The organism is Cesiribacter sp. SM1 (genome assembly GCF_020178975.1).
In the GTDB taxonomy this organism is placed as follows: domain Bacteria; phylum Bacteroidota; class Bacteroidia; order Cytophagales; family Cyclobacteriaceae; genus Cesiribacter.
In genome coordinates this window covers 43,119-56,100 of sequence record NZ_JAHXBU010000009.1, presented here as the reverse complement: position 1 = coordinate 56,100, position 12,982 = coordinate 43,119, and the positions used below count along the sequence as shown (strand labels likewise).

The 12,982-nt window shown below is 42.4% G+C and carries 13 protein-coding genes and 1 pseudogene; 3 read left to right on the top strand and 11 right to left on the bottom strand.

Features of this window, described 5'->3' with window-relative positions; genetic code table 11:
• Positions 1-606: 606 nt before the first annotated feature.
• On the bottom strand, positions 607-1,170 hold the full coding sequence (locus KWJ01_RS28225; protein ID WP_224994775.1) for a DUF6320 domain-containing protein: 564 nt from the start codon (positions 1,168-1,170) through the stop codon (positions 607-609).
• A 166-nt stretch (positions 1,171-1,336) separates the two neighbouring features.
• A complete protein-coding gene (locus KWJ01_RS02630; RefSeq protein ID WP_224994773.1) occupies positions 1,337-2,620 on the bottom strand; it encodes a hypothetical protein in 1,284 nt (427 codons plus the stop codon).
• Between the two features lie 123 nt (positions 2,621-2,743).
• Here KWJ01_RS02630 and KWJ01_RS02625 point away from each other — a divergent pair, with 123 nt between their 5' ends.
• A complete protein-coding gene (locus tag KWJ01_RS02625) occupies positions 2,744-3,634 on the top strand; it encodes an alpha/beta hydrolase fold domain-containing protein (RefSeq protein WP_224994771.1) in 891 nt (296 codons plus the stop codon).
• Positions 3,635-4,015: 381 nt separating this feature from the next.
• Here KWJ01_RS02625 and KWJ01_RS02620 read toward each other — a convergent pair whose 3' ends face one another.
• The 9 genes from KWJ01_RS02620 to KWJ01_RS02585 all read right to left on the bottom strand — a co-directional run bounded on the left by KWJ01_RS02620 (position 4,016) and on the right by KWJ01_RS02585 (position 12,297).
• The gene (locus KWJ01_RS02620; protein ID WP_224994769.1) at positions 4,016-4,996 is read right to left on the bottom strand and encodes an amidohydrolase family protein; all 981 of its coding nucleotides are present in this window, start codon (positions 4,994-4,996) and stop codon (positions 4,016-4,018) included.
• A 579-nt stretch (positions 4,997-5,575) separates the two neighbouring features.
• Positions 5,576-5,707: a hypothetical protein gene (locus KWJ01_RS27905; RefSeq protein ID WP_255651009.1), complete on the bottom strand. Its 132-nt coding sequence runs from the start codon at positions 5,705-5,707 to the stop codon at positions 5,576-5,578.
• 57 nt (positions 5,708-5,764) lie between these two features.
• Positions 5,765-5,962: a transposase gene (locus KWJ01_RS02615; RefSeq protein ID WP_370634639.1), complete on the bottom strand. Its 198-nt coding sequence runs from the start codon at positions 5,960-5,962 to the stop codon at positions 5,765-5,767.
• 147 nt (positions 5,963-6,109) lie between these two features.
• Positions 6,110-6,997, bottom strand: coding sequence for an alpha/beta hydrolase (locus tag KWJ01_RS02610; protein WP_224994768.1), 888 nt, complete (start codon positions 6,995-6,997; stop codon positions 6,110-6,112).
• 263 nt (positions 6,998-7,260) lie between these two features.
• Positions 7,261-7,680: a hypothetical protein gene (locus tag KWJ01_RS02605; protein ID WP_224994766.1), complete on the bottom strand. Its 420-nt coding sequence runs from the start codon at positions 7,678-7,680 to the stop codon at positions 7,261-7,263.
• A 10-nt stretch (positions 7,681-7,690) separates the two neighbouring features.
• On the bottom strand, positions 7,691-9,157 hold the full coding sequence (locus KWJ01_RS02600) for a GAF domain-containing protein (RefSeq protein ID WP_224994765.1): 1,467 nt from the start codon (positions 9,155-9,157) through the stop codon (positions 7,691-7,693).
• A gap of 855 nt (positions 9,158-10,012) precedes the next feature.
• Entirely contained in the window at positions 10,013-10,312 is a 300-nt protein-coding gene (locus KWJ01_RS02595) for a GNAT family N-acetyltransferase (protein WP_224994761.1), read from the bottom strand.
• 352 nt (positions 10,313-10,664) lie between these two features.
• Entirely contained in the window at positions 10,665-11,261 is a 597-nt protein-coding gene (locus KWJ01_RS02590) for an NADPH-dependent F420 reductase (protein ID WP_224994759.1), read from the bottom strand.
• A gap of 136 nt (positions 11,262-11,397) precedes the next feature.
• Positions 11,398-12,297, bottom strand: coding sequence for a pirin family protein (locus KWJ01_RS02585; protein WP_224994757.1), 900 nt, complete (start codon positions 12,295-12,297; stop codon positions 11,398-11,400).
• A gap of 156 nt (positions 12,298-12,453) precedes the next feature.
• Between KWJ01_RS02585 and KWJ01_RS28220 the strand changes: the two genes are divergently transcribed.
• Positions 12,454-12,660: a DDE-type integrase/transposase/recombinase gene (locus KWJ01_RS28220; protein ID WP_370634640.1), complete on the top strand. Its 207-nt coding sequence runs from the start codon at positions 12,454-12,456 to the stop codon at positions 12,658-12,660.
• Positions 12,661-12,718: 58 nt separating this feature from the next.
• A pseudogene (locus KWJ01_RS02580) lies at positions 12,719-12,931 on the top strand (IS3 family transposase); the annotation flags it as partial.
• Positions 12,932-12,982 lie beyond the last annotated feature (51 nt).

Here is a 12,982-nt window from a genome sequence, read left to right as displayed (position 1 = left end):
TGTAATACTAACTCATCCTCTCTGTTTATCTCTAGCTTCTTTAATAGCTTACCCATCTTACCTCCTTTTTATTGGAAATGAAAAAGCTACTACTTTAGTTCTATTAATTATTTTGGAAGAGCACTAGTTGCTCTTGAAACTCTTACGGATGCCCCCTTCTATCATCAAAATCATTGGCCTGATGATATCGGGCTATATTTGAAAGATGTGAAAGTGTACTGGGACAGAAATTAGTTTTGATAAATTACATACAAAGCTTCTATCAATACCCATCATATCGTTCATAATCATTACCCATAGCACAGCTCATGGAGCATTGCTTGGCCAAAACATTAAAAACACAAATAATTCTAGCATCCATAAATAACTGCTTAGGGAGTACACAACTGCCCCAGTTTTTGGTCTGCAGATAAGCAGTTGGTGGGGCCAGCGTTGATCCCTGTTCAGCTAGGACTGAGAAGCATGTGAATGCTACCATCTGCCTGTTGAAAAATCAGGACAGGTTGTGGGCTTTGTTTGAACTGCAGAGTTAAGCCTAGTGCGATTACAGGCTGCTGATGCAGTTCATCTAAACTGTGAAGCCCCCCCTTTTGCCTGAAGACTGGCTCAAATATGAAAAGTTTTGTTTAGGTCTCGGCCTTTTTTTAACCTGAAGTGCATAAATAGCAGAACGGCCGCAACAGGTATTACACAGGCACAGACAATTAGACTCCAGGTCAGAGTGATGTGGTTGAAAATGTAATTATCAGTTATTGTTTCCACGCAAACACAAAGCAAGGCAGCAGCCAGGAAAGAATAGGCAATCAGATTTATCCCTCTTTGTCTGGAGATTCGGAAAGCGGCTGATAACCCAATGAAAATGATATTAGTGAAAAATAAAAGGGGGATTCCCAACTGGAGGGCCCAGCGGTCACCTCTGGTAAAGGTATCTAGCGCGAGAATGAGCGCTGAGGCAGTTACAAAGCTGCAGAGAAGCTGAACTTCCCTTTTCCTGTTGAGGAAAGCAAAAGAGGACACATAGGAGAAGATAACCAGGCAAACCACTACCGGATACTCCGACCAGGATATTGCTTTATTGATGATATAGTTGATAAGGCTCGTGGCCGTAATCAACAGAATAAGAATAATAGAAACCAACTCCCATACAGCCTTTCTCTGAGGTCTGCTCATTTCCCGCTTTTCAAGATAAGTTGAGCTGTTCTTGCCTATCTTTTTATGTTTTGCTTTTGCGCCCTCGACTGAAACCCTCTGGTTTGTTGGTGTTTCGCACAAAGGGCACACCTCCATATCAGGCTCTAATTCTACGCCACAGTTACTGCAAATGATCATAATATGTTCAGTATTGTTCAATTTTAACAGGAATTCCCTGGCTGATCAGAAAGCTGAAAAAATATCTTTCCAGTTTTTTTGATTCTGTTATATTACCAAAGCTCAGCACCAGTTTATTTTCGAAGCCCACCACCCCGCAATTCACTTTTAATATTTTATTGGCTGGTGGGGGTATAAATACTACTCTTTTAATGTGATTATTGATCTCCGGCGAAAAGTCCACCTTGCCCAGGTTGGTAATCACGCCACTGTATTTTTGTGTACCCGCTGCATAAAGCTGTGATAGGATAAGCGACTTTAGGAAAAGAGGCACTCCCCGGATAAAAAGATTCTTCTCCCCTCCCACATTCCGCGCCATCATTTTACTAATCAGCTTTTTATCAGTTTCCAGCTGCATCTGGTGGTGTACCACCTTCAGGAGTTGTTCAAACGTATACCACCCCATGCGCACATCTATTTCAGGCATTACGTATAGAGAGAAGTTCCTCATTGTTTTGGTGGGATACATATTGCGAAGATTTACTGGTACTTCTATCCTCACCTTTTTATTACTCCTGCGTTTGGCACGTTTAGGAAGCTCCTCATGCACTTTTTGCAATCCGTAAAGGTACACAGCCACCAGGTATTCAGTTAGACTTACCTTATGCTCCTTAGCCTTTTGAATAGTTTCCTTGATGGGTATGATGCCTAGTAACACATCGAAGCGTGGCCTTGGCTTCAGAGAAAAAGGTACATGAAAAGCTTTGGGTATAGAGATGGTTGGTGCTTCAGTTTTTTTGAAAAACCGGTTAAAAGCATCTTCGTGTTCTTCGGTAGAAGCTTTTTCACCTGGTCGCAGCCAGGGTACACCATCAGGTACTCGTTGTCCGCATTTTTCCAGATAAGTAAATAAAAGGGTTTTCAGGAATTCTAAGGTGCCGGTGCCGTCAGTTAAAATATGAGAGAACTCTACACTTACCTTATTTTTCATCACCAATACTCTGAACATCAGCTCATCCTTTTCAAATGCCCTGCATGGTACCCCTTTATCTGCCATTACCTTGATGGGAATATCTGCATGTTCCAGGAAATACCAGAAAAACCCTCTTCTTAATATTACTTTGTAATAGGGAAAACGCTCTTCAATAGCCCTGATCGCTTCACTAAAGGGTTCTGCTTTTATTCTTTCTTTCAGCTCCACCGAAATCCGGATTACCGAAGTTAACTCCGTGCTCCTGATAGCAGGGTAGATTTTTGCGGCATTATCCAGTCTCAGCCAAAAGTCTCTTTTTGTTTCATAGGTATTGGCCATATTAGCCTGCTAAAAAACTGTTCATGCTATTATCTTAAATAAAAAACGTTTCACTCACTCCTGTTGTTTAAAGAAGAAGCTTGCTTACAGTAAGACATTCCCCATCATTTAAAACCATCTATTTTGGTAAGTATACAGAGCAGGCTCGTCAATCTTCTTTTGAAGCTTGTAAATAAAAAGACACTCCTTCAAAAGCAGTTCAAGTACAATAAATTTGACCTTTTTACTTCTTCAGAACCTACACGGCAGGTTATGGCAAGCTGCAACGTACATAAATCTCTGGTACAGGAACATAACGTATTTACCTTAAGTCCTAAACAACCAAAAGAAGGGGTACACAAGCATATCCTGTATTTTCACGGTGGTGCCTATGTGCAAAGTTTTGCTCGCCCTCACTGGGACTTTCTATCCCTCCTTGTGAATAAAACTTGTTGCACTATTACTGCTCCCGATTATCCGCTTGCACCTGCTCATACCTATGAACAGACCTTTGCAGTGGTCAGTGAGCTTTACAGAAACCTGATCAACAAGGTAAATCCGAACGAATTCATCCTTATGGGCGACTCTGCCGGTGGTGGTCTTGCCCTGGCCCTGGCCCAGCTTATGAAAAATCAAAACACGCCCCAGCCCCGTCAGCTAATTCTACTCTCCCCATGGCTTGACTTAAGCCTTACAAATCCTGTAATAAAGGATATTGATCCCTCTGATTTATTTTTAGGGGTGGATGGTTTAAAATTAGCAGGTAAGGCCTACGCAGGGAATACAAGCCCAGACCATTATTTAATGAGCCCCATTAATGGTCCTTTAGAAGGACTTGGAAGGATCTCAATTTTTATGGGATCAAGAGAGATTCTGGTGGCAGATGCACGAAAGCTAAAAGAAATAGCCAAGGCAAAAGGTATTCCTCTAAACTATTACGAATACGAAGGAATGTTCCATACTTGGATGTTGCTGAATTTACCCGAATCGAAAAAAGCAAAGAAGCTGATTATGGAGTTGATCAATCAGCCTTAAATTTTTTTCGGTTTAGGCTCTATTAAAAATAAAATTACCTGATGTCTTACCAGAAACTGCTTCCCCTGGAGCAAAGATAACCATCATGTAAGAGACTAATATATCTTTTTCTCCAATGTTCATCCTATCGATAAAAGTTAAATTAGAGGATCATTTTCAGTAAAAAAAGTATTATCTGAATTAACAGATTTGCCGTGAAATTATGGATAAAATTTGTTCCCTATTTGTACCTCAAGCCCACATTACAATCCGTAACACACAGAAATTTAACTGCATAGGAAAACGTATTACATTCTGTATAAGGTAAATAAATTATACTATTACATGATCCTGCTACAGTCAAATGAGTCCACGGTGTGAGTTCCTCTTAATTTGAGAAATTCATTTGTGTACCATTGAATTTTGATGTTGATTGATTACGCCCTTCGGTAACTCAAGAAAATTTGCGGCATTGAAGTAAAAAATATCAGCTTTTTGCTGTATGCTTAAGAATGGTGCTGCATTTACCGCTTCAATACCATTTGCTATTTCAGCTGGCCATGTCATCTGATCACTGCCAAACATAATTCTTTTGGCAAAGCCGGCATCTACTAAACCTTTGAGGTAGTTGTGAAATTCTTGCCGAGGAAGGTTCCAGCTAATTACCGACACATCAACATGCACTTGAGGATGAGCATACATTAGCGCCTTCATATCTTCTAAAAATGGCCAGCCTGCATGCATGATGTATACTTTTACCTTAGGATGTGAGATTAGTAGTTCTTCCATCTGAAGGGGCTTCGCCTGACTGGCTCGGGTGAGCGGATAGGCAAAATAGGCCCCACCAGCTGGTCCTCCAGGGAAAAGATGAAAGCCAATCGGAACCTCTAACTCTTCTGCCAAATCAAACACTTTTTTAAGTCGCTGATCATTTGGTAGAATGCCCGCATAGTTAGGCATCACCTCCCCGATAATATCTACATCGCCCCGCTTAAAATAGAGCCTTACCGAATCTGCATTCAGCTTATCTGGATCTACCACACTTTGCCCGATCAATATCTTTCCAGGTTTACTCCTGCTCCACTCTTTGAGTACCTTATTTTTACCATCAGGAGAAGAAACAACCCCTAGCACAATGTTATGCTTTTCCATTATTTCAAAGGTTTCTTCTTTGTGAGAAGCAGGATTTTCAGAGCCATATCTTTTTTCACCTGTGACAGGATTGGATGCCTCTCCAAACAAAGGGTTAGGAGTGTTGTAAGCATGCATGTGCATGTCAATGATAGGACCAGTGTAGGCACTGTTACTATTTTCTCTTGCGCGGTTAACACATGAAAAAGAAAACAGCACTGCCAGCAAAAAGAATACCTGTAGCTTTTTCATGTCAGCCTTTATTTACATGCTCTTCCCAAACAATAAAAAATGCATCATCAACTGACTCATACATACAAGCTAGCCCATGCCCCTCTTAAAAGCCATAACTGCTCTTTTTGAAAGAGGCGACTTAACTTGAACTTATTTAAGATAAAGTTAAAATATAAAAACAAATCAACAATAGCTCTCTAAGTTATTTTAGTTAAGCACCTGATTGTAAGGTACGGGTCTATCACCTTGTCTATCATTTGTAACCAACCTCAACACTGTAAATTTAATAGACTGTTATAGATTACTGTCGAATGAAAAGTGTAAAGAAACTATCTAATCAGGGGTGAAATTATGCAGTAGATCAGTACCTTATGCAAGTCATCGTTTACGCAAACTGCTGTATAAAAGTACATTAACAAGCCGCTTTACATTCTGCATCCGGGAAAGACTTTATCGAAAAACAAACAGCTAGAATCGAAAATGCAAACAAACGGTCTCTTCCCACCCCCTGTTGACGCAAGGGTTCATAAAGAATCTCATAGCGTTTGCATGTGCCTAGGCGGCGCAGGCTCTTTCTGTCTTCTTCGAACTGCTCAATTATACGAGTGAGGATTTTTTTCTGATATCGATGCTGTATTCTTTCTCGGCAAGCTCGATCATCATATCGAAAAGAACAGACTTTTTATCCGGGTGCTCCAGATGCTTTTTCTGCTTCTCTGAAAGGCGCACCTTCTGCTCGAGTTCAGGAAGCTTTTGTTCCGGAGTTTTAGCTATATTCGACGGGGTTTAATTATACCAGTCGAAGCTACCATATTTTCTTAACCAGCCCATAACAGTAGAACGAGATTGTATCCCATACTTGCGCTGGGCCGCTGTAGTGCTTAATTCTCCTTTTTCAATCTCCTGCACTACCTGTAGCTTAAAACTATAACTGTAGTCTTTTTGTGTCCGCTTAACATACTGATGTTCTTCTCCTTCTTTCATAGCTTTACTTTTTGTGTATCGCTATGTCAGGACGGGACACAGTAGAAAATGAAGAAGGCCCTGGAAATCACACCAGGGCCTTCTTTTATCATTAGTCATTCTGCATGGAGAAAAACTCCATACAGAATGACTTTTCCTGCTAGTAAATCAAAGTCCTTTCAGAATGTTGATCAACAGGTTGGGCTTAGAGAAGAAGGGAGAGTGGTCGGCCGTCGGCATGGTGATGACTTTCGTTTCGGGGAATTTGGAGTACATGCTTTTCTGATAGCCAGGCGTAATCGCATGGTCACCTAGACAGCTGATGTACACCTTCTCCAGGTTATAGTATCCCTCTGAAAGCTCAATGGGATCAAACATGGTACCCAGCGGATGAGGTTTCAGCAGGGGCAGGATGTTTGCTACCTCCTGATCATACTTAGGATCCTCATTCGATAAAGAATTGGTATAGAAGATTTCAACTAGCTTGTCTTCCTGCACCCAAAGTGTTTCCTCCTGAAAAACCAGATAAGGGACTGCGGGAGACTCTGTGTCACCTGCAGAAAGCTCTACCTGCGACTGTCCGTCTTGTGGCATAAAGGCACTTACGTACACCAGCTTTTTGATATGAGGAGCCAGATCTGAACCCGCCTGCGAAATTACGGTACCACCATAGGAGTGCCCTACCAGAATAACTGGCTGACCTACAGCCAGAATAGTTTCTTTAACAACTTCAACGTGGTCTGCAAAGCTCACCTCTCCGGCCGGAGTGGTGTCTCTTCCTAATCCGGGTAATTGCACAGTTACTACCGTATGCCCAGCCTTTTCCAGACCAGTTTTTACCAGGTGCCAGCTTTCTTCCGGATGCCAGGCCCCATGTACCAGTACATACACCTCCGAGGATGCATAGGATTCTGAGTTAGCCCGCGCAGCAGCTTCAATAGCACTGATGGTGCTGGTTTGCGTTGGCTCCAGAACACCCTCCTGTTCTTCACAGGCAATAAAGGAGAATGCCAATGCTGCGGTCAGCACTGTGTAAATGTTTTTCAACAATTTCATGATGTTTGTTTGATTGTAAAATGGTTGATATTAGAGATATTAAAAAGAATGAAGCAGGCAGATCTGCTAACATTGCAGGATCACTTCCGCAGCCCTGCTCTGTAGCAAAATGGTTACCTCAATCTGCTTAATGCTGTAAATGTTGGCAAGAGAGTGGAATGGATCAGCATCCTGAAAAAAGATGCTGATCCATTCCTGTAGTTATCTAAAAAATTGCACAGTGGTTTTTGTTAGGCAAAACTGTGTTGAATATGTTATATAGATCAATGCTCTACCGTCTTCATGAATTCGTGCGCTTTCTCCAGGCTTGGGAAAGCCCGCTGGGTAATTTTACCCGTCTGTGCAAAAATACCCTCTGTTGTATGAAGTGAAATCTGACCGAAAACATCTTCAGGAAATATCATTGCAAAGTTTCTTACCCCTAGCGCTACCAGCTTATCGCCTAAGCCTTCTCCTGCTATCCAGGCATCCAGCTCCGGATCATTTCCAACATGTTTTGTACCATCCACTACCCATTTCAGATTTGGGTATTCTTTGATGTACTTGGCAAATAGTTCATAGTAAAGATACATTTGCTCTTTGGTCTCACTTACCGTCATTGCGCCTTTGATGGTGTAAACCAGGGAAGGCACAGTGGGATCAAGCGAATGGGTACCATTGCTGCTGTCTGCAAGAATAATCATCTGCTTTAGTTTAAATTGTTGTGTGGTTTATTTGTAACTGTTGAATCTGTTCTTCCCGCTCCTTGAGCTGCGCCATCAGCTCTTCTTCCTTCTGCTTACTTTTTGTCATAATCATCTGCACATAATTTCGCTGCCGGTCCTGCATTTCAAGCATTTTAGCTTTTTCCGTCTCTTTCATCTGCTCTATCTCCCGGGCCTGTTGCTGCAGTTGATGCTCCTTAAGCTGCGACTCTGCCAGCAAGCGCTCGTTTTCTTTCTGCCTGCGCAGTATTTCCTCTTGTGTGGCCTGCAGTTCTTCCAGGCTCTGGCGCATTTCTTCTTCCTGGGCGCGCATTTCTTCGGCCTGCTGCTGCGACTCTTCCAAAAGCAGGCGGGTAGTTTCATTGATTCTGGTACTGGCAATGACCGATGCGAGGTTTTCGCTTAGCTTATCAATAAAATCCATTTGATAAGGTTCGAATACTTTGAAAGAAGCAAGCTCTATCACACCCAGCACTTTTTCATTCAGTTTTAGCGGGACTATGAGGATACTCCTGGGATTAGACTCACCTAGTCCGGAGGTAATCCGGAGGTAATTGTCCGGAACATCAGTCAGGTATACCCTGCCTTTTTCCAGATATGCCTGCCCGATCAAACCTTCCCCTACAGCTATTCTCTTGTTGATGTATTTTTTTCGGTTATAGGCATAGCAAGCCTCCAATTCGAGGTAAGGGGCTTGCCCGTTCTCCTCTTTGAGGATGAAAAGCCCTCCCTGATTAGCCTCCAGATACCGGACCAGTTGCGAAATAACCTCATCGCCCAGCTGCTTCATGTTATCCTGGTTCCTGATCAGATCAGTAAACCTGGCCAGTCCGTCAGAAGCCCACTGCCGCTTTTTATCTTCCACCCTTGTGTTCTCAATTTCAGCAACATAGGCATTCATCTTACGCTCATTTTCTTTTGCCATTAAATCCCTGTCCTGCATCTCCTCTATCAGATTTGCCGCTTCCTTTTCTGCGGCATGATTAGCCGTTTGCAACATGTGCATCTCCACAAAAAGTAACATCCCTGCCATGACCAGCATTGCAAGATCAAGGCTTTCTCCGGAGATTGCCTGTAAATTAATGCTTGTAATGATCCAGGCATGTGCTGCATGAGTCGATAAAAGGCACAAAAGACCAAAAAGGGACGAAAGCCATAGTGGGAGTCCTTCTCGGGCATCGAACACAATCCAGGAAATAACCAGGGCCGTTACCTGTAGGGCAATAAAGCCAGGTAGCACCTCTCCGGCCGCACTGTTAACGGCAGCATTCAGTAATAAGAAAATTAGCGGAAGAGAAAATGAAAGTAATAAACGTGCTAAGGTTCGCAGGCCAAGCGCATTTAATAGCAGCACGGTTCCAAATCCAAAAATACTGGCAAACAAACCCAGCACAAGTTCAGGCAAATAGAAAATAGCTGCTAATGTGTTAACACCAAACAGGCCAATGAACAACATGGCCAGGCAATTCGCTAGTATCGTTTTCCTTCTTAGGTATGTAGGATCACTGGATTGGACACCTAACCTTTCAAACAGCAATAACCAAGTCATATCAGTGTCAGTTGAGCATGGGCATTTACAGAACCATTATCACTTGCCCTAATTAGCATTAATATACTATTCCAATAGAGGCTTTATTAATCACATAATAAATACCCTTACCATTGAATTTCGATGTACAATGATATTTGCATCATATTACATTAAACTATTTACCCCTTTTTTTGCTGTGCAAGGTTAGTCTAACCATAACTCACTTCAAAATGATGACTCCTTGAGGTGCGTAATAAAAAACAGCGTATTGGTTGTTAAATTTGCCTGCTGGTAAGGTTACCTTTTGTGTTTGGCTTTTTCGAGCACCAAAAGGGCACCTCTTTTTAGCAGCTTTTTCATCTTCAATTACACAGAACTCATACGATGGCTTTTAATATGCACAGAAGCGTTCAAGATGCGGTGTTCATCTTTTTTTTTTGAAAGGTTAGTTTTCTTAAACAAAAAGAAAGCATTTTGAACTACACACAGCAGACTAGATATGTGCTAATGCTTTGATGATAGCCGGAAATATTACCGGTCCGCCATTGTCCACGCCATTACCGATTGCGGCTATTTCCATGATCTTCGGTGACAGAAACATTGATAGCTATCAAATAATCAATGACCAGATTATTGCTAACATCAGGATTTGCAAGTTCTGCATTTCAGACTTCACCATGCAGAGTAACGGAGGCTACTTTGAGGTGGGCTTTGCGCTCGGATTAGGTAATTCTCGAATCATCCTGAAGTAAGGAACACCCACGTCTGAAGATTAGCAGGCTAAGCAAGTACATTCTGCCATTCATGGGTTTTGTGAAAAGTTGCAGCAGCAAAAGGGCACAGCGGAATTACCCGTATATGATTTTCTCTAACAAAAGTGACTAAATTGAAGAGGAGCCTTTTGCCGATTCCCCGGCCTTTTAAGGAAACATCCACAGTGGTATGGTCGATAATTATCTGATGATCCCCAGCCCGTATATAATTCAGTTCAGCCAGCCTCTTGCCGTCTATTTCATAATAGAATGATCCCCCTTTATGATCAGTGGAGTGGTAGAAGCTTTCCATTAGGAGCTCTTTCATAGGAATAAATTTAAATCTAAAAATGAAGCACAAGTTGTTTTTTGGTTCGTGTTCCGTTATGTGTTAAAGTTGGAGAATAGGAGGTAGAAACAGATCCCGCTCAGGATGCTGCGTGCAATGATGCAATCCAATTACCTTCAATGTCCAAAAATCTGGTAAATTAGATTCTAATTCACAGGGAGGCAATCGTTACTTTGTCTCCCTGTGAATTATACAGCAGATAAATTAATTTATAAACTTCCGTTGAATTTCCTACTACTTAACAAAAGCTTATTTTTTTATAGCCCCGATAAAATAGGCAGGCTATAATCATCCGACTACAAAATCAATCTTTCCCTGATAGATATTTTGTCTAGGAGAGTTTTAGCAGATTCAGTGTTGAAAGGGGGCCTCCGGGGAATGACTGCAGTTTTCCGCCAGTTATCAAATCACCCAAGTCTATACCGGCAAAGCCTGCTTTTCTGATCATTTCACCCACTACCTTTTTCGCCTCTACATCATCACCTGAGTAAAAAAGAACCCTTTCCCCGCCACTCTCATTAGGGTCTGCTGCTAAAACTGCCCGCAAAAGGGTGTTGAAGGCTTTAACTACTTTGGCACCTGGCAGTAGTTCTGCAACAACCTGGCTAGATGTTTTTTCACCAAGTTCTGCTTTTTTAAAACCAGGCAGAATGGGATTGGTCGCATCTATGACGATACGGTGCTTAATTGAAGACAATTCTTTCACTACCTCTTCTACCTTGATCCAGGGAAGAGAAAGAAAAATAACTTCCGTTGCGGCTGCTTCTTCAAGGGTTGCTGCTTTTACATTTACCCCCAGTTGTTCCGCTACACTCGCTAAAGATGCCGGACCACGGCTGTTGCTGAGTAGTATTTCGTATCCGGCTTTCGCCATGTGTTTAGCAAAGGCCTGGCCAATGCCGCCTGCTCCAATAATTCCTATTTTCATGATAGTTGTATTTTAGTGTTAAGATTAGTTATGTTTTCCCCTCCCTAAGCTTAGGAACTAAGGGAGGGGAATTTAAAGATCTGTAGGATCCTTCTTTTGCAGAATACATCCTTCGTTTTAAATGGATATTTATTTATCAGAACTGGGCCTGTACTCCTGCAGTGGCTTTGTACTCGATTTGTCCGTACCTGCCATTAAAGTAGTCTTCGTAGGCTTCGGCTATTTCTAAGCGGCTGTTCATGATAAAAGGTCCCTGGGCCACCATGGGCTCCCTGTATGGTTCGCCTCCAAAGAGCATGATGTCTGCTAATGCAGCACCCGGATTGCTGAAGATAACAGGGGCTTCATCGGGACTAAAAACCAACAGTTCGCTGTTACCATGCGGGCTACTGTTGCTGATTACCTCTTCCTGAGGAATAAAGGCGGCGTATTCCCAACCAGCCCTGGTATCTAAAGTAAATGAAGCCCCGGCTTTTAGCTGAAGGTGGTAAAGGAATTGCTTTGAATATGTTTTGACAGGTGAGGTTTTATCTTCAAATGTTCCTATAATAATGCGAAGAGTACCAGCATTATTGGGTAATACCAGCTGAGGTACATTTTGGGGATGTAATGCCAGGTATTCCGGAGATTCTGCTTTGTTTTTGGCAGGCAAATTTATCCAGAATTGTAAGGCGTGTAAAGTTCCTCCCTCCAGCTGAAATTGTGGACTGGGATTTTCGTCATGAATAACCCCGTTTCCCGCTTTCATCCATTGGGCTCCTCCGGCTTCAACAATCCCATGATTGCCATTACTGTCGTAATGTTCGAGTGAGCCACTAAATAAATAGGTAAAGGTAGCAATGCCTCGGTGGGGGTGTGCAAATTCTCCTGTGGGTGCCTGAGGGATTTTAGGCGCTTGTTGTGAAGGTAGCAGATGATCCAGAAATACAAAAGGTCCTACTGCCTGAGTGTACCGGTTGGAGAGTAAGCGATTTACTTCCAGGTGAGCAACTTTTGCTCTTGTTCCATAGGTGCTTGTGATAATTGTCTTTTCCATGGTCTATTATTGTTTTGTAAAGTGTTCGTCGACCTGACAATACAAAAATAGAGGGGCAGCAAGCCTTTTTTCATTGACATTTAACAAGAAGCTTCCTTGACAAATGTCAATGAAAAGAGGGTTAAACCTTAGGAGCGGAAGACTTTCTGACGCAACCTGCTAAGGGTTTCAGGGGAGCTTACACTGGATTTAGCGGATAGAAAAGTAATAGGCTGGGCCTTGAGTGAAACCATGAAAGCTAAGGATACTACGGTGGCAGCTTTGAAAATGGCTATCATCAACAGGCCTGTTATTGAGGATCTCATCTTTCATTCTGACAGAGGTGTGCAGTATGCCTGTGATGAGTTCAGAAAAGAGCTATAGACTTATCCTTTGATCCGTCAGAGCATGATCGGAACGCCGAAGCGGCCGTAGAGCCAACTGCTGGGATAATGCTGTAGCTGAAAGCTTCTTTAAGAGCCTAAAAGCTGAATGTGTATATGGGAATAAATTTGAAAACCAGAGAAGGGCAGCTATGGAAATATTTGAATATATCGAGGTCTTCTACAATAGAGAGAGGCTTCACTCTAGCCTTGGCTACCGCACACCTGCTCAGATGGAACAACTGCTAAATCAGAAACCTTTAGCAGCTTAATCTTTTGTCCGCTTTTTTGTTGCAAGTCCAGACACCCAGCAATCGGCTTTC